Origin of the sequence: Algoriphagus litoralis, from assembly GCF_003259255.1 — a bacterium.
Taxonomy (GTDB): domain Bacteria; phylum Bacteroidota; class Bacteroidia; order Cytophagales; family Cyclobacteriaceae; genus Algoriphagus; species Algoriphagus litoralis.
Window position 1 is genome coordinate 364,197 of sequence record NZ_QGOL01000008.1, and the last position, 25,802, is coordinate 389,998.

At 42.5% G+C, this 25,802-nt stretch carries 13 protein-coding genes; 7 read left to right on the plus strand and 6 right to left on the minus strand.

Annotation, left to right across the window (positions count from 1 at the left end; translation table 11 throughout):
- The first annotated feature begins 750 nt into the window (after positions 1-750).
- The 3 genes from DK188_RS21475 (at position 751) to DK188_RS11315 (ending at position 8,445) form a co-directional block, all read left to right on the plus strand.
- The gene (locus DK188_RS21475) at positions 751-3,831 is read left to right on the plus strand and encodes a T9SS type A sorting domain-containing protein (RefSeq protein WP_157963222.1); all 3,081 of its coding nucleotides are present in this window, start codon (positions 751-753) and stop codon (positions 3,829-3,831) included.
- Between the two features lie 580 nt (positions 3,832-4,411).
- The gene (locus DK188_RS11310) at positions 4,412-6,202 is read left to right on the plus strand and encodes a T9SS type A sorting domain-containing protein (protein WP_111670920.1); all 1,791 of its coding nucleotides are present in this window, start codon (positions 4,412-4,414) and stop codon (positions 6,200-6,202) included.
- Between the two features lie 581 nt (positions 6,203-6,783).
- Positions 6,784-8,445, plus strand: coding sequence for an LVIVD repeat-containing protein (locus tag DK188_RS11315; protein ID WP_111670921.1), 1,662 nt, complete (start codon positions 6,784-6,786; stop codon positions 8,443-8,445).
- A gap of 128 nt (positions 8,446-8,573) precedes the next feature.
- Here the strand turns inward: DK188_RS11315 and DK188_RS11320 are convergent, their stop codons facing one another.
- Positions 8,574-12,929 (minus strand): hypothetical protein, encoded by a 4,356-nt coding sequence (locus tag DK188_RS11320; RefSeq protein WP_111670922.1) that lies wholly within the window; start codon positions 12,927-12,929, stop codon positions 8,574-8,576.
- A 1,030-nt stretch (positions 12,930-13,959) separates the two neighbouring features.
- A complete protein-coding gene (locus DK188_RS11325) occupies positions 13,960-14,994 on the minus strand; it encodes an RluA family pseudouridine synthase (protein WP_111670923.1) in 1,035 nt (344 codons plus the stop codon).
- A 17-nt stretch (positions 14,995-15,011) separates the two neighbouring features.
- On the opposite strand from DK188_RS11325, the gene DK188_RS11330 reads away from it, so the two are divergent.
- Positions 15,012-15,959 carry a 1-aminocyclopropane-1-carboxylate deaminase/D-cysteine desulfhydrase gene (locus tag DK188_RS11330; protein WP_232825714.1) on the plus strand — a complete coding sequence of 316 codons (948 nt, stop codon included), beginning with the start codon at positions 15,012-15,014 and terminating at the stop codon, positions 15,957-15,959.
- Here the strand turns inward: DK188_RS11330 and DK188_RS11335 are convergent.
- Genes DK188_RS11335 through DK188_RS11345 form a run of 3 tightly spaced genes read right to left on the minus strand, consistent with a single transcriptional unit; the run spans position 15,949 to position 19,900 of the window.
- Complete coding sequence (locus DK188_RS11335; RefSeq protein ID WP_111670924.1) at positions 15,949-16,584, minus strand: AlbA family DNA-binding domain-containing protein; 636 nt, start codon at positions 16,582-16,584, stop codon at positions 15,949-15,951. The two genes, DK188_RS11330 and DK188_RS11335, sit on opposite strands and share 11 nt — an antisense overlap.
- Positions 16,585-16,607: 23 nt before the next feature.
- Positions 16,608-18,650, minus strand: a complete 2,043-nt coding sequence (uvrB, locus tag DK188_RS11340; protein ID WP_111670925.1) for an excinuclease ABC subunit UvrB — start codon at positions 18,648-18,650, stop codon at positions 16,608-16,610.
- 59 nt (positions 18,651-18,709) lie between these two features.
- Positions 18,710-19,900 (minus strand): lipoprotein N-acyltransferase Lnb domain-containing protein, encoded by a 1,191-nt coding sequence (locus DK188_RS11345; protein ID WP_111670926.1) that lies wholly within the window; start codon positions 19,898-19,900, stop codon positions 18,710-18,712.
- A gap of 40 nt (positions 19,901-19,940) precedes the next feature.
- On the opposite strand from DK188_RS11345, the gene DK188_RS11350 reads away from it, so the two are divergent.
- The 3 genes from DK188_RS11350 (at position 19,941) to DK188_RS11360 (ending at position 24,294) form a co-directional block, all read left to right on the plus strand.
- On the plus strand, positions 19,941-22,259 hold the full coding sequence (locus DK188_RS11350; RefSeq protein ID WP_111670927.1) for a T9SS type A sorting domain-containing protein: 2,319 nt from the start codon (positions 19,941-19,943) through the stop codon (positions 22,257-22,259).
- A 231-nt stretch (positions 22,260-22,490) separates the two neighbouring features.
- A complete protein-coding gene (locus tag DK188_RS11355) occupies positions 22,491-23,804 on the plus strand; it encodes a gluconate:H+ symporter (RefSeq protein ID WP_111670928.1) in 1,314 nt (437 codons plus the stop codon).
- Between the two features lie 22 nt (positions 23,805-23,826).
- Positions 23,827-24,294: a RidA family protein gene (locus DK188_RS11360; RefSeq protein ID WP_111670929.1), complete on the plus strand. Its 468-nt coding sequence runs from the start codon at positions 23,827-23,829 to the stop codon at positions 24,292-24,294.
- 2 nt (positions 24,295-24,296) lie between these two features.
- Here DK188_RS11360 and DK188_RS11365 read toward each other — a convergent pair whose 3' ends face one another.
- Positions 24,297-25,688, minus strand: coding sequence for an MltF family protein (locus tag DK188_RS11365; protein ID WP_111670930.1), 1,392 nt, complete (start codon positions 25,686-25,688; stop codon positions 24,297-24,299).
- Between the last annotated feature and the right edge of the window lie 114 nt (positions 25,689-25,802).

Consider the following 25,802-nt stretch of genomic DNA (forward strand, 5'->3'; position numbering starts at 1 on the left):
TAGAATCGGATCAAAATTTTTGATAATTCCATCTTCCATAAATAGAAATGTGGCTTTAGCCTATAGCTCCAAAATTCATAATCTCAACCAGCTTCAGCCAAATTCTGATCTACCGAAAAGAGTCATTGCTAAAGCAATAAAACTTTTTCGTGATTATTTAATCCCCCAGCTAAAGCAGGAGGGAATTTTTTGCCTTTAGTCGGATTAGAAATCTTACAAAAAGTCCTTCGAATTTGTAATTCTGAGAAACGTGTGATCCGTGGAAAATATGGAATCTGTGGAATCTATGGACTTGACTCGTATTTCTGGTCTACTAAAAAGGTTAAGTATCTATGGGACTGATACGGGACTGCTATGGAGTTGCTATAGGACTGATGGGGAGATGACCTAGGAAATGTGGTATTTGGAAATATAGAAAATGAGGATTTGCTCCATTTCTCCACCTTCCAAGAATAGAGAACAAAAGGCAAATTTTAAATCCTGTCAATTGTCCTCAGAATCTCAAATTCTATTGAGAAAAAATTTCAACCTATAAATCCATCAGATTCAATTCATACGTAAATAAAATATACGTACGTGGGTAGGAATTTATGGAGAGTTTAAAAATAAACTCAGAAAAATGCCAAAATTCCTTAAAACAATTCAAAATTTTTTTAGTTAAAATAAATGAATTCCACTAAATGCATACTTTTGTTTTACAAACCCAAAAAAAACCATTTCATCACCCTACTGCGAAAATTAGAATTTTAAATGAGTGCGAGGTTAAAAGGCTTTTGGGTTTTAATTTTTCTTGGATTATGGTCTTGGGCTGGGGAGGCTCAGGGGCAAACCTATACTTCTAATCAAGATGGTAACTGGAATTCGGTAAGCATTTGGACTAGGACAAATCCTAATTCTTGCGGAGTACCTCTTCGAAATTCACCACCAAATACAAATGATTATGCAAGACCATGCCAAGTTGATGCTATAATTAATCACTCAGTCTTATTTAATTCACCTACTGCTTCTTTTGGTGGGGGATATTTTAGATTTCTAACAGTCAATGGACCAACTGGAAATCTAACTTTTCAAGGGGATGTGGTATTTAATACCAGCGGATCAAGCCTACCTGCTCCTAATAATGTGGTCTTTAACGTCATAAACGGTGGTCAATTAAATGTTCCAAATGGCACATTAACTTTAGATAGAGGAGGTGTCATTAATATTTCTGGGAATAGTATAATTACTGTTCGGAATCTTGTGATTGGAGCTAACTCGCCAATTGTCAACGTTGAAGCAGGCTCAAGGTTAATTGTTGAAAATACTACTAGGCTTGAAAGTAATGCCACATTAAACATCAATGGTGACTTTGAAACACGAGACTTAACACTTTCATCAGGCGGAACTGTTAATTTTTATGGTACTTCTAGAACCTCAATTATTGGAAATTTGGACATTCAAAATGGAGTAGTCAATTCCAGAGAGAATTCTGAAATATTTGTTAATGGTAATTTATCGCAATCTGGCGGAGGAAATTATGTTGGTAGTAACTTTAGTAGAATTCAAATTTTAGGAATTCATAATGTTCAATCGAATAATCCACTTTCCTTATCAGGTTCTTCGAAATTTCTTGTTTTTGGAAATACCACAACATGGTCCACAGGCCCTTTGGTAACTCAATCAGCATGCTATAGATCTAGTAGCAGAACAAGCGGAACAGGTTGTGCTACTTGTTTTGAAAACTATTATACAACTGGAACATTCTACGTTCCTGCAGGTGTATCCTCAATTACAGTTGAAATTTGGGGTGGTGGTGGTGGTGGTGCATCAAGATCAACTAATGGTCGTGGTGGTGGTGGTGGTGGTGGTGCATATACAAGAAGTATAATTAGTGTATCCGAAGGGGAAACAATATACATAAACGTTGGTGTAGGAGGCGCACCTAACTCTTCTGGTGGGGATTCATGGATAGCAAGAACTACAAATGTAGCAGATGCAATTATATTAGCTAAAGGTGGTAACGGTGGCCAAACAAACACTCAAAACGGTGGTAATGGAGGATTAAGTACAAATGGAATTGGAGCAATTCTTTATAGTGGTGGAAACGGATCTACTAGGACATCTGGCTCTAATGGCGGAGGTGGTGGCGCATCAGCAGGAACTTCAAATTCAGCAACTAATCTTGGAAACACAAATTTAGGAGGAACAGCACCACTCGGTGGAGGAAATGGAGGTTCAGGAGCGGTTAACAATTCAACTGCAGGAATTACTGGTGTTTCTCCTGGTGGAGGGGGGGGTGGTGGATTTAGATCTGCTAATATTGGAGGTATAGGTGGTTCTGGAGGGAATGGACAAGTCACAATTTCTTTTACCTGTCCAACAATTGATCCCTGCTCAAGAACTGTTGAATTTGGAACAAATGATGGATACACAGTTATTGAATATTTTTGCTCGGGAACATGGAACCCTCCAGCAGGTTTACAAGAATATGAGGTTCTGCTAGTTGGAGGTGGTGGTGCAGGCGGACGAACAACAACTTCTAATTCAAATACTCTAGTTAAAACTGGAGGAGGAGGTGGAGCCGGAGGTATTGTTTGGGAATTCTTTAGTGTACCAGGATCGGGAATCCCTTCTGGGGCATCCTATCCAGTTATTGTTGGAACTGGTGGTTTTGGGAATAATGATACCCAACGAGATGGTGAAAACTCCACATTTTCGAATGGAATTGTAACCATAGTTGCTGGTGGTGGAGGCGGAGGTGGTACTTCGGACTCAAGAATTGGTAGAGATGGAATAACTTCTTCATCATCTTCTATACTTTCGATAAATGGTTCAGGGGGAGGGGCTGGAACTAACTCTGGTGATGCTAATACAGGTGGAACGGGTGAATTTGTGGGAGGGAATTCTACTTCCGGGGGAGCCACAAACAATAATCATGGAGGTGGAGGTGGCGGAAGTACATCAAATGGAGAAAATGCATCAAACGGAAATGGCCCAGCTGGTAACGGTGGTGACGGCTACAGTAACCTTTTTACAGGATTTAGAAGATTTTATGCTGCGGGTGGTGGTGGTGGTACTGCTAGAAACTCAAATTCCGCTGCTATTGGCGGTTCTGCAATTGGAGGGAATGGAAGTAATAGGTCTATAGCTCCGCAAAATGGTGCGACAAATACAGGAAGTGGAGGCGGTGGCGCAGCTGGAAACAATCAAAATGGTGGAAATGGCGGATCTGGAATAGTAATTATTAGGTATAAAAACTTCCGCATCCTCCCCGTCGAATTCCTCTACTTCAAAGCCGACTACAATTCTTTTATGCGATCCGGTGACTTATCCTGGGCCACAGCCAAAGAGTGGGAAAATGACCGATTTGAAATCGAACGATCAGTAAATGACGTGAAGTCTTGGGAGACTGTCGGGCAAGTATCTGGTTCAGGTTATTCTGACCAACCTGTCGAATATGCGTATCGGGATATGAAGCTTCCACTAGCTGGTGGAAACATCTTCTATCGCCTAAAGCAGTTTGACTTTAGCGGGGAGTTCAGCTACAGTGACACCAAAGCGATCCAAGTGGACCCTTTGGCAGGTACGACCTATTGGAGAATATATCCAAATCCAACCACAGGTGATCCGATCAATCTAGAGCTGTTGGACAACAGAGGTTTTCGGGATGAGAATATCACTGTCCGAATAGTATCAATAACAGGTCAATATGATATAATCGAAAGCAGCTCTCCTTCTCAATTGAGTACTCTGCTATCCGACATTTTGCGAAGCAAAAGAGCTGGGATTTATACGATTGAGATAAGTTGGGGCATTCAGCGGGAATACCATAAGGTTATTTTGAGGAGATAGAAAGTGGAACTTGGATTAATTGCCTAAAAAAGATTCCATTTGGAGCCTGAAACTGCAAATTGGGATCATTTATGACTGTTCGGTTTACTTTTTAGTAAGCTTGATTTGGCTAAAGCCGCAATGCTTTTTCATGATTATATAAACCTCCAGCTAAAGCTGGAGGGAATTGAATAGAAACCCCCAAGAAATCTACTGTCCAATTAATAGAAATGTGGCTTTAGTCAATTCCTCCAAGAATCAACATACCAATCGGCTTTTGGCAAATCATTGATCTTTTTTTAAGTATTTGGCTAAAGTAGCATAGCTCTTTGGTGATTGTATAAACCCCCAGCTGAAGCAGGAGGGAATTGAAAGGAAAAACCCCTCAAAAAAATAGCTTCAATAGTTAGAACTTCTATCTCCTTTTTCGATCCAACACCGCTTCCCTCCTGCTACTAACTCTCAGGGCTTAATTTTAATATCATAAACTCTAATATTGCCAAATAATATTCTGTTTTGAGATAGATCAAAATCGTGACGATTATTTCAAATACTTTTTTTTGTATTTTGAATACCTTTTTTTGCCTCTTATATTTGTAGCATGAAAACAATTTGGTCGCTAGTTTGGATCTTTTGGTTGGGATTTTTCGGTAAATCCTTTGGCCAAAATTATTCTACACTCCGTGATGGAGATTGGAGCTCCCAAAATGTATGGAAGCGTCAAACGATATGCCCTGCTCCAAATTGGGGTTCTGTGAATGATTCAAATCATCCGCAAGTACCCCCTACTTCAAGTTCTTGGCCAGATTGTGCAATTACTGTTACAATCAGTCATCAGATTACTAAAAGTGATCAGGCAACTTTTTCTTCAAAATTCAAAAGTCTGAAAATCACCCAAGGTGCCAAACTTAATTTTGTTTCAAATAAAACAATCACTGTTACCAATAATTCCTATGGTGCAGTAGAATTAATTGTAGATGGAGGTACTTTGGAGGTTTATGATTTAGAAATAAGTAATGGAGCAAAACTAAAAGTCATCAATGGCGGAAGGGTCATCGTCAGAAGAAACCTATCTACCGGCGGGAATTCCAGTTTGATTGAACTCGATGCAACATCCTCTCTTGAAGTGAAAAATGAGTTTAAACTCGCAGGTAGCAGTGCCGATGTGAAACTTTCTGGAACTTTTTCAGCTACCACTTTGACAAATACTGGCTCCACATCAAATCATCTTCAGCTTTTACCTGATTCACAAGGAACAGTTAAGTTCCTTTCGCTGGTCGGAAGTACAACCAGCACCCTATCTGGGAAACTGAATGTAACCAATGATTTCACATTAGAAGGATCAGCATCAGCAAGCGTTTCCGGGTCAGGTACATTCACAGTAAATGGATCAAGTGAAATTAAATCTTCCACAAGTTTTCCAATCGAAGGGAACGCCCAATTGAAAGGCGACCTAACCATAAAAGGCAATGCCTCTGTGCTCGCAAATGGTAATCTTCTGGTAGGAGGAATCACAAATTTGGAAGGAAGCGCAAGTATTGGAATTCCGGGGTTTGCGACTTTTGAAAAGGATGTAATCCTCAAAGGGGGAGGAACACACCTTCAAGTTTCAGGCGAAGGTGATGTTTTAATCAAAGGTGATTTGGCCAAGCCTCAATATTCTGGAAGCATTTCAGTCCTGAACAAAGGCCAATTGGTTATTTGTAATGACCGAGTAAATGGAACCAAATCAGGCGCCTACCCTCCCACAACCCATACAAATATGAATATTGCTCCCTCTCCAGCATACTATGGAGGCTGCCGCATCCTCCCGGTGGAGTTTGCAGACTTCGAGGCTCAATACATTCCTGCTCAGCGCGCTGGAGTCTTGACTTGGTCCACACTTAAAGAATGGGAGAATTCACATTTTGAAATTGAACGGTCGGTAAATGATGTCAAATCCTGGGAGGTAATTGGGAAAGTAGAAGGAGCTGGATATTCTGAGACTCCTCTGAAATATAGTTTTGAAGACAAAAGCTTGATTGCCTCTGGAGGAAGCCACTTTTACCGCATCAAACAAGTGGATTTCAATGGGAAATTTATCTATTCCAATACAGAAGCCATCCAAGCTAATCCTCTGGAAGGGTCTAATCCATGGACCGCATATCCTGTACCTAGTACTCGAAATGAGCGAGTAGAGATCAAACTCCTAAGACCTGAATCCTATCATGATGAGCCAATCTTCGTGACAGTTTCTTCTATGACTGGATTAACTGAAACTTACCAGTATTCATCACCAAGCATTCTTTCCAGAGATCTCCCTGAGGCCATTAAAACCCGATCTCAAGGAATCTATATTTTGAAAATCCAATGGGGTGATACTGTTCAACAACTGAAACTCATCATTCAGTAGTTTTTCAAAGCATTGAACAGATCCAAAAGTCGATAGCTACTTGCCATCTTTTTTTCTTCTTTTATTAATAGGTATATCCATTATTCTTTTTGTTCATCTAATGGGTATCTCACCTAGGGTTTATTCGGACTTAGTTCGGACTTAGTTCGGACTTTCTATGGCTTCTATTCGACTTGAGCCCGAATTAAAGTAGAATAAAGGCCAAAGATGAGGTGAAAATACCTCAATAATAAGGTATCGCCATACCTATCCAATCTTACATTTTTAACCCCATCCACCTGAAATCAATCAAACTGCTCATTTACTAAGTGGCATTTTTTTCAATGGAAAAAGTAGACCTAGACTAGGGGTAAATTTTTATTCAAATATTGACCAGGTTGTTTTTTAAAGTTTTTCTCTATATTTCGAGCCATTTTCAAAATAAAATTCCTTTTTTTTTATTCAAACCAAATTATATATCATTTTACAGTATTTGAAAAACAAAAAAATTGTGACGAAATCAAACGTTTCTGCAATGAAATAAAGCAGTAATTCTTCCCCATCCTCCGAGATTCTAAGTCAAAGCAAAACAATTTTAAATTATGAAAAGAAAAATTCACGCGTGGGCTGCTAAGCCTATCTTATTCCTAACGCTTATTTTGATAGGATCCGCTTGTGAGAATACCTCTGAAAATCCAAATGATGACAACATCCTGCTCAATAATGATGCAGAAACCCTGAGCCAAAGGTTAAGTTTGGATGGTTCTGGGGTTATCGGCATCACAGCCCCCTCCAACCCATCAGGAAGGACACTAGATGATGACGATGCCGAGAAAATTTCATTGGTCCTGATTTCTCAAGCCTCCTCTCCTACCTATGAAGGCACCTCGCTTCAGGCTACACACGTGGATATTGAGGATGACTTTGCCTTTGTATCGTACAACACAGCTGGACCCCAATACCTTGGAGCAGTGGAGATATTTGATATTTCTGATGCGTATAAGCCAAAAATCGTATCTCAGGTAATTTTCAAAAATGCAGATGTCAGCGCTGTAGAATATAGAAATGGACAATTATATCTGGCAATGGCCATCGATGTGGATAACAGTGATGCTTCCAGCCCTGCTAATTTGGGTATAGTATCCGTCGTGAATGGCCAATTTACCTCGGATTTTAAATTTGTCTCAGTGCCCGGATTTGTAGCTACAGACGTCCAGGCGACAAGTGAATTTGTGGCTTTGGTCAGTGGCAACAATGGCTCGCTGACACTATTTAATAGCAGTCTTGAGACTTTGAGAGAATTACCGTTTGAGGATTTGAGAGGTGTAGCCTATGGGGATGATCGCCTTGCAATTCTAAGCGGAAGTGCCGGAGCTAAAATCCTAAATCCCAATTCCCTCGCTGAAGTGGCCAGCATCAGCCTGCCCGCAGATGCATCGGAAGCCAAACGAACTATGGACATCGAGGACGATCATCTTTACATTGCCGAAGGGAAAAATGGATCGGGCATTTACCGACTTTCCAACGGGCAAGAAGTCAACAAACTTTCGATCCCCATCAATCCGGAAAATGTTGAATCCGGCGATATTGTAACCAATGCGGTTTCTGTTGAGGATGATTTGCTGTTTATGGCAAATGGTGCGGCCGGAATCTCCATCGCAGACGTCGATGATGAAGAGGAGGCCGAACTTTATGGGGTATTGGACTTAGATGGCTCTTCCAATTTTGTCAGGTATGAAGACAAATTTGTCTTTGTGGCAACGGGTGCCGGCGGCCTCCAGATTCTGAAGATTGAGAAAAAAGACGAGGATGATGACGACGATGATGAGAACGAAAAGCCAGACTGTGAATCCCTTGAGTCATACAAAGGCAACTCCAATCTCAATGTGAACAGCAATGAATCCGTAGGATATCGGGGGTCTGCTCAATTGAAAAATGTCAACATCGGCGGAACCTTCCTTTTTTGCGGTTCTTTGGCCATTGAGCAAAATCTAAATGTAAACTCAAACGGGCTGATGGAGGTATATGGATCTTTTGCTTTTGGCCAATATAGAAAAAACACCAGTCTGAACGTCAACAGCAATGCTATCCTCAGACTTTCAGGAAGTATAGTAATCTATGGGGACTTGAGACTAAATAGTGGTGCAAAACTGGAGTTTGTGGGAGAAGGCACATCAATTACAGTCTATGGCGACGTCACCATCAACAGTGGAGCCAGCATATCGGGAGAGTTTACCGATACTGAAGGCAAGCTGAAAAAGTAAGCAAACCATCAATCATGCGAATAGCGGCCGAAGGATATTCAGCCGCTATTCTTTTTTTACACGGATTTCTCTTTACTTAATGAATATGCCTGAGGCTATTCCATGATCTGGCTATAACCACTCAACAGCTATTCATCCTCTTCCTTTTTAATTTCCTTTGGTCCTTTGGCTCTCCCAAGTCCAAAAGTTCCTCTTAGTCCACTGAAGGTAGCTTTCCACCAAGCACTGAACACAAACTTTCGCTTGTCTCGTTCTTGATAGATTTTTCGGGAAACAACTTTTGAGGAAAGCCCTCTGGGATTTCTATTTTTTGCCAAAAGATTGGCTCCAAAGGTATATACTTTCAATTTACCCAAACCTTGTTCTAGCGTGAGCGAATCCAAAAACTGGATTTTCAAATTGGAGTAGGCAAACTTCATTTCTCCGATCGCTTCATCATCCGTCAGACGAAACTGCCAATCTCCCTCAGTCACTGTCCCATCCAATGCCTTAATAAAAAGAGTCTTGGAGAGGAAGTCATTTGATTCGTTGAATGCAAATCTATCCATGTTCACTTTGACATCCATAGGATAGTCTTCCTCAAATAGCATCACCGCATTCAACGTAACTTTGGAGGTGTCCATGATGTAGGCTTCGATTCCGAGTCGCAATTGATCCAGTGGATATTCCTGACCGGCTTTTCTGAGAAAAAAGGGAGCCATATCTACATTGATTCGATCAAATGAAATCATTCCGGGCATTAAGCCTTTTTCGGCAAATTCAAAATACCGCAAATCCCCACCACGAATTCGCAGAAAATTTAGGTCAGCATCAATTCTAGCGTGCTCCAGCAGATGCTGAGGCATCGGCTTCTGGGCAGCACTGTCAAATGGTCGCCTTTTATCCCGTAGCAGATCAATTTGCGGATCGTCTATAGTGAGCCCTTCCGCCTTCATTGTTTTGTTTTCGAGATAGCTTTGAATATCCAACTTATCTATTCCAACCGACTTTATTATAGCTGTGACAGCATCTGTTTGGTAGGGTAATTTCCTGAGTGTGGCATAATTCCCAGATAAAGGACGATAATAAATATTCTCCAAAACAAGGTTATTGCTGCTGTAATCCACACTTCCTATGTCGATCTTATAGAGACTGTCTGGAGTAACCATCGAATAGTCACCCAAGCTGAATTTGGTATCTACTTCGGCAAGTTTTTTCAGGTCCACCGCTTGATTTTTATCCAATAGATCCAGATTCAGGCCTTCGATATCCAGTCCAATGCCTTGGAAATCCAGTCTTGGGATTGGCCCTTTTCCTTTGTGATGCACCGTCAATTCTCCATTTTCCAGATGAAAATCTCCGAGCAAAATGGACTGAATCAGGGAAGTCGAGGACTTAGGCTTGCTGGGTTTGGTGGCTTTTTCCACCTTGGCAGTATCCAGGTAGAGATTCAATTTGGGATTGACTACCCTGATATCTTTAAGGTTAAATATTCCTGTCTCCTGGATTTCAGCGAGATAATTATTTCTCAAAATGAGTTGGTCTATTTTAGCTTCTAGGACAGGATTTCCCGGTTTTCCAAATTGATCCTTTGGTATAAGGTAGAAATCGGTAAAGGAGATTTCATCGTTAAGGTTTCCGATAATTACATCCGAAAAACCTAAGGTGTGAACGCTATCAGGCAAGGCAAATTTGAAATCATTCAGACTCAAGTTTACCTCCTTGTACATATCCCCGACTTTCCGTGTAGCAGAAATAGCAGAATCCAGCCTAAAGTCACGAATCATCAATTCAAACTCAGTTTGGATTGAGTTCAGCTCAGAATCATCTACTTGATAATTGATAGCGACAGTAGAATTCCTGGTCTGAATAGTATCGATCAGAATCTCACTGAGTGCTCTTTTTTTGATTTTTTTAGCTGAAGGAGAGTCAGACTTTTGTTCGACTTTTTTGTCAATTCCTACTTCAATGTTTCCTTGGCTTATCTCGAGTTTGTTCAGATCCAATTTATTTTCAAAGAAAAATTCTTCGATATCCACCCCTTGAAAACTTACCGAGGGAAACTGCATCCCCAGCTGGATTCTTCCGGAGAAATTCTCATTTGGGATCAACTCCAAATCCTTGATTTCAATCGATTGGGACAGAGAATTAAATTTCAGTTGATCTGTCGTTACCTCATATTTTCCGCCTGCCAGACTGAAAGAATAATTATTGAAGATGAGTTCGATTTCATCAGAAAAGAGGGTTTTATCCTCTTGAATCAATCCTTGCTCATCCAGATAAAAGTTTTTTAGCTTAAAGGAAAAATTATCTTCTTCAAAACTGGACCGTTTATTCTCAACCAAACTTTGGTACTTGATTTGGGCTTTATCCAAACTGAGCGAATCGATCTGAATCGTCTTGAAATACCCTAATAGTAGGTTTTTGACATCGGCCGAGGATTCAGGTGAATCACCTGATTTTGCTTTTTCCCGATAATTTGAAATGAAAAAGGTAGGACCTGGCAGTACAATCTGCCTGATGAAAAGTTCTTCATTATAAAAGGCTGATTTGATATCGATCCCTTCCGCTCTGAATACAGGGACTGAAAAATCAATCGCTGCTGTTTTGCCATAGGCATCCAGCGCGGTCTGGATTTGCTCTTGATTTTCAGGGCGAATGGTCAGATTATACACCTCCAGCAATTGTCGTTTGGAGTCTACGATCAATTGATCAGCCAGAATGGTATGCAGGTTGTCTTTTAGCTTAAGCCGATACTTATCCAGCGAGAGGTAAATCTCCCCGATTTTTAATTTTTCGGCTAGGGCTAGTTCCGAATCCTCGACTAGCTCCAAGTCCTCTAGGCGGAAACTGAATTTTTCAAACCCAATATCATTGCTACGCTGTCCCCTTTCATCCTTGAACTGGATCAAGCCTTCCTCCACCCCAAAATTTCGGATGTTGATCCGATTTAAAAATCCAGAAATCACCTCAGCAGCCGGGACTTGCTTACTTTTGTCCGCAGTAGACTCTCTCAGCTCCGTAAATTCCACTTTTGGTTGATAGATCAGGATTTCATCAGCCTGAAGATTCCCCTCATTGTATAACTTTTTGAGATCGATCTCTTCAATCGAAAACTCTGTCAAGTCAATTTTCAGAAGTTTTTCCGGATTTTGGTTTACGGCTGGATCAGTCCTTGGCTGAATACTCAGATTTCTCACGATCAACTCGTCTTTGAATGAAGATAGGCTGACCTCCTCTCCTGTCAATACATGAATCTGGTCACCAAGGTAAATCTTGCTCCCTTTGATATCCATGGCAGCATCTTTCCCATAGAAAAATTGGTTTGTCCGTCGGATAGAATCGTCACCCAGATAAAATCCAACCATCTTGAAATCCAATTCATCCAGTTCAATTCTGTTTTTCAGGGTATCGTCCAATTCCGATTTGACAAAAGTCCCTTTAGTAATGGACAGCTCTTTGATGGAGACTGACTCGAGGTTGCCTTTGATGAAATCATTCAAATCTCCAGTTCCTGCACTATCGGATTTAACTTTTGGATTACTTGCAATTTTGAAATTTGGATCATTCAAGATCAATTCATCCACTTCCAATACCGAAGTCATAAATGCCTTATTCAGATCCACATTTCCGATTCGGAGCTCCTCCAAACCCACTTGATAATAGGCCCTGCTGTCCTTCGTTTTATCTGGATTTAGTACAAAATTTTGGATATCAATACTATTGTCCAAAGAAGAAATAAATACCCGCTCGGCTAGAATGGTGTGAATACCATCAGGCAATGGAAAGGTAACCTGATCAAGTTCAAACTCAAATCCTTCTGCATTGAAAGGGGTTTCCCATTCTTTTTGAGTAGTCAGATCAATGTTTTTAACTATAAGTGCTGTATTTTCAGCTCTTAAGGCATCTTGGCTCAGGAAATTGAAAAAGAAAAAATTCGCATGATCAATTTCTACCTCTTTTACCAGTAGCCCTGTCAAGTTTATACTTTGAACAGTCTTCTTAATTTCCTCTTCGAGTGCTTTTATCGGGGAAATTTTCTTAGTCCCTGCTGAAGCACCCTTCGGTTTTTTTGAGTTGGGATTCTGTGAGCTTTCGGGAAGATCTAGGATGACATTGGGATTGTCGATATATATTTTCCCAATCGTAAAGTTTTTGTCATAAAAGCTATACCAAAGACCTGTAAAGGCAATCTGATCTAATTTCACGTCAAAAAGCGCCTGTCCATCTTTTCTCAAATCAGAATTCATGGGCTTCATGACGATTCCGTCCATAAAAAAACCTCTCCTCAGAAGAGAAAAGCTGAAGCGGTTGAAATCAATCTGATAGATATTATCTGTGGCTTCGTTGATTTTACGTTGTGCTAGATTTGAGAGAAAAATGTTGGAGCCGAAGTATACTATAAATTCCAAAAAAAGAAGGGAAAGTATCCCCATCATGACCCAGCGGAGTATTTTTTTTCTAAGTGGATGGGCAAAATGTTTCTCCCGTTTCCCAGATGCCATACAGATGATTTAAACTCTTATTGATGAAAAGATAGCATAAAAAAATCCCAAAAACACCAAAAGCAATGCAGTGCATTGCTTTTGGGAAGTGCTGTAGGAGAAGGATTCGAACCTCCACGAGGCAGTTAGGCAATAGTCCGGTTGAATTACGCTTTGTGCTGGGATCCTCACCCCCGAGACAGGAGGGCTTGTCTGCCAATTTCAACATCCTACAAAATGAAAATGATGGAGTTAAATTTATCTTACCCTTTTGGTAAAACTTTCTTAACCCCCTGATAATCAAAAAGCTCTTGCGAGCTTTCGGATATAGAATGAATAGGTTTGAGAAATAATATTCCCCAAAATTAGAAATACCATTGGTTTATTAAAATTTTGGCAAGTTTTATTTTATTTTTTTACATTATTTTTAATAAAAACTCTTTTTTCAGAATAAAAAGGAAATCGAACACGCAAAAATGACCTTTTTGTAAACAATTTGTTAATCTAGTCTATATCTTAAAAAAACTTTATAAAGCTATTGAATTAATCATGGATACAGAATATAATTTGGCCTATCAAATTTTAGGCAATAAAAAAACCATGAAATAAAATTTCATGGTTTTAGTCAATTAACAATAAACCCAAAATAACCTGCTGTAGGAGAAGGATTCGAACCTCCACGGAGTAGTTAGGCAAAATTACGAGCTCGCTAATTGCTTTATCCCAGATTCTCCACCCTCGAGACAGGAGGGCTTGTCTGCCAATTTCAACATCCTACATTGTGTGAGGGATCTTTTATCCCTTTTGATGATTCAAATATAGGGGCAGCCGAACCTATTTTGCAAATTATTCAAGAAATTATCTGAATTTTTACAGTTTATTTAATGAAATCGATTGATATATGATGATTAGTTAATATCATCCCATTATCTACAGCTTATTTTAACGATTTACTAACAACCGCTTCTTTTTTTATTTAAAACGCATCATTTCAATAAAATCATTGCACTATTTGTATCAAAAAATCATTTTCGTTGCCATATCGTCAATTTTATTCATACTTAACGTAGTTCTCCCACTTTTCAAGCACAGAACGAAAGTCATCCGGAAGCGGGGCTTCATAGTAAATTCGCTCTTTGGTAATTGGGTGAACAAAGCCCAAGCTCATTGCATGCAGCGCTTGTCTAGGCATCAAGGTGAAACAATTGTCTATAAACGACTTATACTTGGCAAACTGGGTTCCTTTTCGGATTTTATCTCCCCCATACATTGCATCGTTGAAAAGTGGATGACCGATTGATTTCATATGCGCACGGATTTGATGCGTTCGCCCCGTTTCCAAATTGCATTGCACCAATGTCACATACCGCAGTCGCTGTAATACTTTCCAGTGTGTCACCGCATGCTTGCCCTGACTGCCATCTGGAAATACATCCATCACCTTTCGGTCTTTAGCACTGCGCCCTACATGCCCCACGATCGTGCCGGAATCCTCCGCAAGCTCTCCCCAGACCAACGCAACATAGGTCCGGTCAATCGTATGGTGGAAGAATTGCGCAGCCAAAGGTGCCATGGCATCTTCCGCCTTTGCGATCACCAAGAGGCCAGAAGTATCTTTATCGATCCGATGAACGAGACCAGGGCGACCTTCATTCCCCTTCATTTCCGGAAGATGCTGGAAATGATACACCAGCGCATTGGCCAAAGTACCATCCCAATTACCGTGTGCAGGATGGACCACCATGCCCGGAGGTTTATTGACCAGCAGCAGGTACTTATCCTCATAGACGATATCCAAAGGAATATTCTCAGGAATAACCTCGGTATCCCGTCGAGGCTTATCCATGAAAACCTGAATATCATCCCGCGGCTTGATCTTATAGTTTGCCTTGACCGGTTTGCCATTGACCAGGACAGTTTCATTGTCGATGGCCTGCTGTACCTTGTTGCGGGTGACGAAGGCAATCTTTTCTGTCAAAAACTTATCAATTCTCACTTGAGACTGACCTTTGTCCACCACAATCCTGTGGCGCTCAAACAATTCTAACTCGTCCTCTTCAAACTCTTCTTCGGGCTGCTGATTCATCCTGCAAAAATAGGAGGATGTACCTTAACTTTGGCAAAAGACTTCAAATGCTTCTAGCGAAACCCATTCCAGTTCAGGCCCTGACTCATCCACTTTTGGAGGAAAAACAGGTGCAGTTGGCCGTATTGAGGCTGGATCTGGTGGACCCACAGGTTTCCGGAAACAAATTCTACAAGCTTAAATACAATCTAGCAGAAGCAAAGAAAAAAGGGAAAAAGACGATTTTGACCTTTGGAGGAGCATTTTCCAATCATATCTATGCCGCTGCCAGTGCTGCCAGGCAGCTGCACTTCACTAGTATCGGAGTTATCCGAGGGGAAGATGCGGATCGCTCAAACCCTACGTTGACCCATGCCAAAAACATGGGAATGCATCTTCATTTTGTGGACAGAAATAGCTATCGGCAGAAAAATTCAGCCGCGTTCCTCGAAAATTTGAGCACTCGATTCGGTGATTTTTACCTGATACCAGAAGGTGGGACAAATGAACTGGCGATTCAGGGTACTGCAGAAATAGTATCCGAAGCCCATGAATTGTATTCCCATATCTGTGTTTCCATCGGGACGGGAGGAACATTTACAGGAATTGCATCCCGAATTAAAAAACATCAAAAGTTGATCGGATTTTCCGCCTTGAAAGGAGAATTCATTCATCAGGAGGTGGAAAACCTGCTAGCCTTCAACCGGATCCAGGTCAAGGGTGCCATTGAAATCCGGACTGAGTATAATTTTGGAGGATACGGAAAGCATAAACAGGAGCAGATCGAATTCATGAAATGGTTTTACAACGCATTCAAAATCCCCCTTGACCCAATCTATACCGGAAAAATGATGTTTGGAGTATGGGATTTGATTCAAAAGGAGCATTTCCCTAGCGGATCAAACGTGTTGTTAATCCATACCGGAGGATTGCAGGGGAACGCCGGATTTGCGGCACAGACTGGAATCCACCTGCCTATTCTTTGAGCGTAAAGAAATCCTCTGATTCTTGAGGATGGAGCTTCAGTACATTGGCAGACACGAGTCGTACCAGCGTTTTAGAAGCCAAGAAGCGGGGAATTTTAGCAATTCGTGCAAATTCTTTCAAGGTGATTTTTTCATTTTCTCCCAATGCTTTTATCAGAATTTCTTCTTTCCAGCCATAGGTGAAAATCGTGTCTCTGGGAATTCTACCCTTTCTCAATACTTCCCAGACTTCGCGACTGGCTTGCACACTGCGGTCCATGACTCGGATATAGGCTTGCTTTCGCTCCTTTTCCAACAAATAATGCGGTCGATCCAAACTCTTTGGAATTCTGAAAACAGCCACTCCTTTCTTTTCGGAAAGTTTGATGGTAAAAATTCGGTATTCCAGACTTGGAAGTATCATCTCCCGGATGGCTTTTTCCATCACAAAAACTTCCTCCTCTATGAATCGCTGTCCACTGACCGTGCCGTCATCGTCCACCCCTATTAGCAAATCTCCGCCTTCGGTATTCGCCAGGGCAATCACTTCCCTGACGATTTTCTCTGGAAATGCCGCCTTTTTCTTGAATTCGATGGTAAGCCCCTCGCCTTTTGCAGCCAGAGCCTTCACTTCTTGAAGGGTCATAGGATCCGATGATCAGGTGAATACTAATTTCCAAGTCCCCGGCTGAGTTCAGCCAATCGGGATTTTTGGGATTGCCACTCGTCTCTCAGTCTAGCGGCCTCCATGAAATTCAGCTCTTTTGCAGCTTTCTCCATCTGCTTTTGGGTCTGCTGGATTAATTTCTCCAGCTTGTCTTTGCTGAGGTATTGAACTACCGGATCTGCCGCTATCTGAGCCTCTCCCGGCATAGGTTCGGCGTATATTTTTGCATTTTTCTTGGAATCAGCCACTTTGGTTTGACCCATGATTTTATCCCGGGATTTGATCACAGTGGTAGGGGTGATTCCATGTGCAGTGTTGTATTCGATCTGCAATGCTCGTCTTCGCTTGGTTTCATCGATCGCCGACTGCATGGAATCGGTGATTTTGTCGGCATACATGATGACTCGCCCTTCGGAATTTCTCGCTGCACGGCCGATGGTCTGCACCAGCGATCGCTCATTTCTCAAAAAGCCCTCTTTGTCTGCATCCAAAATCGCTACCAAAGATACCTCTGGCAAATCCAAGCCTTCTCTCAGAAGGTTTACCCCCACGAGTACATCAAAAACTCCCAATCGCAACTCACGCAAGATCTCCACCCGATCGAGTGTTTTGACCTCGGAGTGGATATATCGTGACTTTACCCCAGCCCGTTCGAGGAATTTCTGTAATTCCTCCGCCATTCGCTTGGTCAACGTGGTGACCAAAACCCGAGCGTCAGTTTTAATGGTCTGATCGATTTCTTCCAAAAGATCGTCGATTTGATTTTGGCTAGGACGGACCTCGATCGTCGGATCCAACAAGCCGGTAGGTCGGATGATTTGCTCCACCACGATACCCTCAGTCTGCGCCAGTTCATAGTCAGCAGGAGTCGCAGAGACATAGATCGTCTGCCCGGTCATTTGCTCAAATTCCTCAAACTTGAGCGGCCTGTTATCTAAAGCCGAAGGCAAACGAAAGCCATAATCCACCAAGTTGACTTTGCGGGAGCGGTCACCGCCCCACATGGCTCGAATCTGGGGAACGGTCACGTGACTCTCATCGATCACCAGAAGGTAATCATCCGGGAAGTAATCCAAAAGGCAAAAGGGGCGCGTCCCTGGCTGTCTCCGATCAAAATACCGGGAATAATTCTCCACTCCAGAGCAGTAGCCCAATTCCCGGATCATTTCCAGATCAAATTCGGTACGCTCCTGCAGGCGTTTAGCTTCGAGGAATTTTCCTTCTTTTTCAAAGAAATTCACCTGAGCGACCATATCATCCTGAATCTCCCGGATGGCCACATCTATGGTATCACGTCCTGTGACGAAGAGATTTGCGGGGAAAATGGAAATGATTTTTTCATCAGAAATCTTCTTTCCGCTGGCAGGCTCTACCCGCTGTATGGCCTCAATTTCATCTCCCCAGAAGAAAATGCGGTATGCAAAATCCCCGTAGGCCACATGGATGTCTACAGTATCCCCCTTCACCCGGAAGGTTCCATGGGTCAAGTCCTGCTGGGTCCGGCTGTAAAGAATATCGACTAGCTTAAATAGGAGCTGATTTCGCGGAATCCGATCTCCTTCCTGTAGACGAACGACATTTTTGCCAAACTCCTCGGGATTGCCAATACCATAGATACAGGAGACTGAGGCCACTACTACTACATCCCTTCTGCCGGTCAAAAGCGAAGAAGTAGCGCTCAATCTGAGCTTTTCGATTTCCTGATTGATGCTGAGATCCTTCTCGATATAGGTCCCCGAGCTCGGAATAAAGGCTTCAGGCTGGTAATAATCGTAATAGGAGATGAAGTACTCAACGGCATTCTCAGGGAAAAACTGCTTGAACTCTCCGTAAAGCTGAGCTGCCAGAGTTTTATTGTGACTCAGTACCAAGGTAGGTCTTTGAGTTTCTTGGATGAGGTTTGCAATCGTAAAGGTCTTTCCAGATCCCGTCACCCCAAGAAGAACCTGTGCGGCATCGCCTTCATTTACTCCCTCCACCAATTGCTTGATGGCTTTGGGCTGGTCGCCTGTCGGCTTATAATCTGAGGTAAGTTTGAAATCCATAGCTTATTCTTCCTTTGCCAACACCAAAACGAGGGGAAAAGGTTTTTGGAACACGAAAATCAGGTAGATTTTAGACGCCTACTCCCAATATTGTAATACAGATAATTGGTACGAAGGATGATCACCAAGAGAATTGGGATCAGGCTTGGGTGGAAGGACTGCCAGCCCAAAATCCAGAAAACCACGGCTGCATCTGCCATAATCAACGCAAACAGCAAGTATTTCCTGACCCAAGGGGCTAGATTTTTTTTCAATAAACCCCAAACTAACACCAAATGACCTGGAAAAACCCACAGCAAGTTCCAATTCCACTTGGTAGCTGAGTGGTCAGTGAAAAACCACAAGAAGGTCACCACTAATCCTAATATCCCTAAAACTGAAAACAAGGCTACATCGAAGCCTAGGAATAAGCGTTTCTTTTTGTGTCCAAAAAAGGTTACTCCGGTGAAAAGTATTGCAATCCCCCAAAATATGAAATAGGGATTGATGGGGTTCATTTTGAATTCCTCGTCGGGATATTCCAAAATCACTCTGGTCTCCTTTACCAAAGGTCTGGTCGGTCCATCACCCACAATAGTGGCTTTTGCAAAAGCGGCTTCCATATAATCCGGTAAAAACTGGGATTCTCGCTCGGTTGCCACTCGATCTATCACAGAACCCAGCGCAAGGTCAATCCCCAAATCCGCCCAAGGCAAGGGATAGACGTATTCGTCTATGAGATCACGAAATGTCTTCTCTTCCATGCTGGAGGAATCGCTCCATACAAGTTGATCTCCCAGCGCGATTTCAAAAGCATCCCTAATCTTGGTCGCGCAATTATTGAAGAAAAAGTCGTAGCGGTAATACCTCCTAGCTGGATCATATTGTGCCCAAAGATGCTGTATCAAAAAGTCACGCTGTTGACCATTCAAATCCAATACCTGTTCCCGGACATCCCGCTGGTAGTAATCATACTCTTGGATAAAATCCGCATAGGTACTCACACTCAGCATGTAGTCCAGCTTGCCAGTGGCAAATTTGCCGTAGAAGTTTGGGGTCTGAAAGTTGAAAGTACCAAAGTTAAAAACCAAGTCTTGCCCACCCGACCCGATCTGCCTCATACGGATAGCGCTGTGACCAAAACTGCTATACAGCTCCTTGCCCGGATCGCAAGTCAAAAGACTAATTTCATAGACTTGAGCTCGTAAGGGAGCTAATCCTATGATTATCAGTAAAAAAAAGAGGAAAACTAATTTACTTTTTGAAATCATCTTCTTAACTTAAAATACTTTTTTCGAAACCTAATTTTTTATGAATGCTAATTGTTTATCGGCTTTCCGGCGTACGCTTTTCCTCTGCCGAATATACAGGTTATTCCTGGCAGTTGCATTGGTCTGTTCTTTCCTGCATGGTTCCTTTTCTCAGCAAATTGGAGCATACAAAACCATCTTTTCCGGAGACTTCCCTGATATTTCAATTTGGGTCGTATGGGATGGGTTCAACTGGAATCCTGCTACGGTAAAACCCAATCAAACCAATGATATCTATGTGGATCAAACGCACACCCTGCGACTAATAGGTAATGAGGCTGTAAAAAATGTGTACATCAATGCACAAACAGGTGCCGGGCAAAAACTGAATTTGAATGGATTTGAACTTGAAGTCTATGGTTCACTCAATGCATTTTCAGGAGCTGCTCCCGGTATCCAAAGCGGATCATGGAATAGTCAAAATTGGATAGGCAACTCACTCACGAGTAGACTAGTCTTTCGGGGAAATTCCAGAACGATAATACCATCCGGGGCTTGGAGTGGATTTAGTACAAATAGTCGCTATTCTGTCATTTTTGATCCCGGAGATGGCGTTGAACTGATAATTGAAGAACCCTTTAAGGCACTTTCATTTACAGTAAAATCCGGAACTGTCATCCAAAAATTGGATACCACGGTATTTCCTGCTGCCTGCCCGACTTTTTCATTTAATAATGAAACAACAGTATATGGTACAGGACCTTTTGGGGAATTCATCATCGAGTCCGGTGCTACTTTTCTTACCGATTGTAATTCCGACATCTTGTTTCGGTCGGGCACAATCAGTGCGCTCAATTTTGACCTTCAAAATGGCGGGACACTAATCTTGGAGGGGTCTAACCCGGAGATTGAAGCTGCAAATTTTCAATTGAACGGGAGAGTGATTTTCCGGGCCGGAACGTCACCGAAAACCTATCTTTCCAGCACTTTTGTAGATGCTTCTACACCCAGTGCTGTAAGAGATTTGGAACTGCAAGGTTCGCAAAACTTAACTCTCCCAACATCCCTTACTTTGCTTGGGAATTTAGAAAAAAGCGGAACGGGAAACTTCCTTGCCTCAGGTACAAATCTGACCGTATTTGGATCCTCAGATCAAGAAATCATTGGTTTTCCACTAGAAGTTCGTGATTTGACGGTAAACAAAGCTGCAGGAGTTTTTTATCCAAATGCGGATTTGAGTATTCTGCGAAACCTTATTCAAGTTCAGGGAACACTAGACTTGGAAGGGAATGATTTACGCATCAACACTGGACTTTTGGGTTCGCTGAATTTCAATGAAGGATCATGGAGAAATATAGGCCAATTCACCTATTTCGGAATTCCTGCCAATCTGGATGGATCCAATTCGACGTTTCCATTTGAAGATACCCGAAACGGAGGTATCCGAAAAGTGCAGCTCTTAGGAAACTCAATCGGAGGCAGCCTCAGTGTCAATTTCACCGAGTATTTAGGAGCTGAATACAATTCAGGATTTATTGATACGGACGGGACTACCATTTTGTATCGGCTGTTCAGTTATTTTAATTTTTCAAATTTCAGCCCAAGCTCAAATCCCGTGGAACTGAGGATCTCGGCTGATGATCTTATCGTAGATAATGTGGATGACCTTCGGATCGTAGGTACCGGATATGCTGCACCCGGAGCGCATCTCCAGGGATTGGATCCGGTGGAACTTTGGGCTAGGCGGACCTTGACTTTTGATGAATTGGCCGGAGTAAATTTTACAGTAGGTAGCTTCCGGACTCTCTCCATACTTCCAGTGACTTGGCTTGAGTTGATTTCCAGATCTACAAGCCGGGGCAATGAACTTAAATGGCGTGTGGCAAAAGAGGAGAATAATTTACTTTTTGAGGTCTATAGAAGTGAACGTCCGACGGTTTCCGAAGCAGACTGGAAAAAAATAGGTGTCATCAATTCACTTGGCGATACCGACTTGACCCGAGAATACCAATATTTGGATACCGCAGCCCATAGATTTAAAGACTATTATTATAAAATCAAACAGGTGGATTTTTCGGGCAGAGGATCATGGAGTGGAGTGACAAGGGTAGCTTTTCCGAAGGAAATCCTTCCCCAAGAGGAGCTTATCCTATACCCAAATCCTTATGCATCAGGCGAATTAAGTCTCATTCTGCCTCCCTCTATAGATGCAAAAGCGGCGGAGTTGATTATTCAGGATTCTCAGGGCATGACAATTGTTCAGGCCAATCTTTCTGCTATCCATGTAGCTGAGGTGGTCTCTGGTTTAGCTCCTGGATTGTATTTGGTCAGGGTCAATTCAGATGAAAAAGTGGTGACAGGGAAGCTGATCAGACAGTAATTCAATCTTCCAGGATCAGCAAACAATACTTACCTTAGGTATCAAAACATCTTTTTCGGGAAAAGGGCCGTTACTTCACGAAAAACTTAAGAAATCCTGTTGAAGCGAATTTTTTGAAAAAGTACCAAGATTCTGCTTAAGGATCTCTTTAGCCCAAGCAAATACACTTTTATTCGAACAGAAAAGACACTTTTGGCTGATTTTCCTATCTTACCCCATAAACCCCAACCTATGACCTTTGTATTTGTATTGCTCAGTATTGCCATTTTGGTCCTGCTGATCGTATGGGCGAAACTCAATCCCTTCCTTGCCTTTCTGATAGCTTCCATTGCAGGCGGACTGATGCTCGGCCTTCCTGCTGACCAAGTGGCCAAGTCCGTTCAAAAAGGTATGGGTGCTATGCTAGGCGATCTGGTGATCGTCATCATTACCGGAGCTATGCTTGGGAAGCTCGTGGCTGAAAGCGGAGCTGCGCAGCGAATTGCCGGTTTTTTGATGAAAATCTTTGGGGCAAAGCACATGACTTGGGCCATGGCTTTTACGGGGTTGATCGTGGGGATTCCGCTTTTCTACAATGTAGGATTTGTCCTGCTCGTTCCTCTGGCGTTTACTGTTTCTTATCAATACAAACTGCCTGCAGTCTATGTCGGAATACCTTTGCTTGCTGCACTTTCGGTGACACATGGGTTTTTACCTCCACATCCTTCTCCCGCTGCTTTGGTGGCCCAGTTTGATGCCAATATGGGGCTCACTTTGTTTTACGGATTCTTAATTGCTATTCCGACCATTATCATTGCAGGGCCTCTTTTTGCCCCTTTTCTTAAAAACATCAAGTCCGAACCCCTCAAGACATTCCAGGCAGAACCAAAGCCTGAGCACGAACTTCCGGGGATTGGAAATAGCATTTTCACTGCTTTGCTTCCTGTGATTCTGCTGATTGGCACCACTGCCCTCAGTCTGAATATTGCAAAAGAAGACCCGATGAGTCCGATCGTCAATTTCATAGCCGATCCGGGAATAGTAATGTTGGTCTCTTTGCTCTATGCGACCTATTCGCTTGGACTTAGGAGAAAGACCCCGATGACTAAGCTGATGGACATTTATACCGTAGCTACAAAAGATGTATCCATGATTCTGTTGATTGTGGCAGGAGCGGGTGCGTTAAAGCAGATCTTCACAGACACCGGAGTAAGTATGACCATAGCAGAAAGCTTAAAAACCTGGGATATGCATCCGTTGATTTTGGCTTGGTTGATTACCGCTGTGATTCGGGTTTGCGTCGGTTCTGCGACTGTTGCCGGACTTACCACGGCTGGAATCATCGCTCCCTTGGTCACCACGATGAATGTGGACCCCAACTTACTTGTGCTCTCGATTGGTGCCGGAAGTTTGATGTTCTCCCACTTCAATGACGGGGGATTCTGGATGTACAAGGAGTTTTTTAACGTGAGCATCAAAGACACCATTAAATCATGGTCGCTGATGGAGACCATTGTAGCCGTGGTTGGACTTATTGGCGTCCTGATTTTAGATCTTTTTGTCTAATTTCAATTTTAAAACTAACTGTATGGAAACCCCTGAATTAAACTTTGCAAAACTAGGATTAACCCTCCCTCCCGCGCCAAAGCCACTTGGCGTATATAAACCTTGCCTGATAGACGGGAAATACCTCTACCTTTCCGGCCACGGTACAGTGAAGTCAGATGGCACGCTGATCATTGGAAGAATCGGTGAGGATATGGATATGGAAGAGGGGAAATTGGCTGCCAGACAAGTGGGGCTTGCCATGCTTGCGACGATCAAAGCCACTATCGGATCACTGGACAAAGTAAAACGAGTAATCAAAGTCCTGGGCATGGTCAATTGCATTTCCAGCTTTGAACGACACCCGTATATCATCAATGGTGCGAGTGAACTCTTTGCCAGTGTTTGGGGAGAGGAAAATGGAATCGGCGTTCGCTCTGCGGTAGGAATGGGCTCATTGCCAGACAATATCCCAGTGGAGATCGAAGCACTTTTTGAGCTTCATGAATAGATTTATGGCTCTACTAAGTCCTTATACGACTCGAATAGATTAAGAATGTCTCGTACATAGTTTACAGCAATGTGCCCTTTTGCGAAGCCACTTTTGACCATAGGATCCCGATAAAACTCGGGATCACTTTTTAGATTGAGAAAGTAAGAGACATCTTCCCAGCTTTGGGTATTCTTTCCGTATTTCATCGTCAGCCTCCAAGCGTCTTCGACATGCCCCTGACCGATATTGTAAGAGGCCAGAATGAACCGAATTCGCTCATTGGCATCAGGAACTCTTGCTCTCCAGAATTTATCCAAATACTGCAGATATTTCACTCCGCCCTGCAGTGACTGACTTGGATCACTTGGATCTGTCACTCCAAATCTTGCCAGTGTAACAGGCATCAATTGAAGCAATCCCTCTGCGCCAGCATAGGAAAGAGCCGTGGTATCAAACCCGGATTCCTTGTAAACCAAAGCTGCCAAAAGTCGCCAATCCCAACCCAGTTCCTTTGAATTCTCCTTGATCAATTCATCAAACACAGAAATCCTATTTCCTGCCAAAGAGGAGAAAGGGCTGGTAGATCTGAAAAGACTATTTCTGGAACTCAGGAAATATTTAGCGTACAATTCGGGAATAAACCGCTTCTTCTTTTCCTCTAACCAAGAATTGATTTCTTCCAAAAGAAGAGGTGCATTTCTTCGGACCGCCCATGACACCGTTCCATTTTCGGAAACTTTGAGTGTGGCATCCAAGCCGGGATAATAAGTCTGATTTGCTTTCGCGATATTCCGGTCTGCGACCGTCCATTTAATCGAATTTTCGGCTATCTGATCTATGAGATTCTCTTCATGCTCTACCGTCTCCTGGATGGTAAAGGCTAAATTCAAGGAATCTTTAATCGCATTCAGCTGATCCGAATAGACTGTTCCCTTTCTGACAAACAAGGTGTCCGATCCTATTTCTTGCCAAGTCATAGGAGCATTGCTTGTTTTTTTCCCTACCACTACCGTACTCATGGTACCTAGGTAATGGGTAAAGGCGGCCCGGTTTCTCCGATCATTGGTGTTTTCCAGGTTCATGGCAATGACATCAACTTTTCCTGCATCCAAGTAGTCAAAAGCCTCGTCAATATCTTCCAATACGACCAATTCCAGCTGGACGCCCAGACTTTTTCCCAGATCTCTGAGAAGCTCAAATTCATAGCCCATCCGTCTTCCCCGGTAGATGTAATAGGAAGTCGAATTATTGTCCACAGCGGCCCTGAGCGTGCCCCTGGATTGGATAGCTGGGAGATCAAATATGTAAGGTTCCTGCATCACCTTATCAATCCGGTCTCCCAGGAAAGTACATTGTACTCCTGAGAAGAGCATGAATAAGGTAGAAAATGCAGATATAAAGGCTTTTTTCATTCCTAGGAGGAATCCCCGGATGGTTCAATCCGCTACTTGGCAAAGCCTATGCCAAAACAAAAAGAAAGTGAATCTTAAAAAAAGCAAATAAAAAACGGAAGCTTTTGGCCCCCG

Bases quoted from the DNA above. Each gene is read 5' to 3' on its own strand.
- DK188_RS11320 (WP_111670922.1), bottom strand. From the start codon at position 12,929: ATGGCATCTGGGAAACGGGAGAAACATTTTGCCCATCCACTTAGAAAA.
- DK188_RS11345 (WP_111670926.1), bottom strand. From the start codon at position 19,900: ATGATTTCAAAAAGTAAATTAGTTTTCCTCTTTTTTTTACTGATAATC.
- DK188_RS11360 (WP_111670929.1), top strand. From the start codon at position 23,827: ATGGAAACCCCTGAATTAAACTTTGCAAAACTAGGATTAACCCTCCCT.
- DK188_RS11325 (WP_111670923.1), bottom strand. From the start codon at position 14,994: ATGAATCAGCAGCCCGAAGAAGAGTTTGAAGAGGACGAGTTAGAATTG.
- DK188_RS11365 (WP_111670930.1), bottom strand. From the start codon at position 25,688: ATGAAAAAAGCCTTTATATCTGCATTTTCTACCTTATTCATGCTCTTC.
- DK188_RS21475 (WP_157963222.1), top strand. From the start codon at position 751: ATGAGTGCGAGGTTAAAAGGCTTTTGGGTTTTAATTTTTCTTGGATTA.
- DK188_RS11315 (WP_111670921.1), top strand. From the start codon at position 6,784: ATGAAAAGAAAAATTCACGCGTGGGCTGCTAAGCCTATCTTATTCCTA.
- DK188_RS11335 (WP_111670924.1), bottom strand. From the start codon at position 16,584: ATGACCCTTCAAGAAGTGAAGGCTCTGGCTGCAAAAGGCGAGGGGCTT.
- uvrB (WP_111670925.1), bottom strand. From the start codon at position 18,650: ATGGATTTCAAACTTACCTCAGATTATAAGCCGACAGGCGACCAGCCC.
- DK188_RS11355 (WP_111670928.1), top strand. From the start codon at position 22,491: ATGACCTTTGTATTTGTATTGCTCAGTATTGCCATTTTGGTCCTGCTG.
- DK188_RS11350 (WP_111670927.1), top strand. From the start codon at position 19,941: ATGAATGCTAATTGTTTATCGGCTTTCCGGCGTACGCTTTTCCTCTGC.
- DK188_RS11330 (WP_232825714.1), top strand. From the start codon at position 15,012: ATGTACCTTAACTTTGGCAAAAGACTTCAAATGCTTCTAGCGAAACCC.
- DK188_RS11310 (WP_111670920.1), top strand. From the start codon at position 4,412: ATGAAAACAATTTGGTCGCTAGTTTGGATCTTTTGGTTGGGATTTTTC.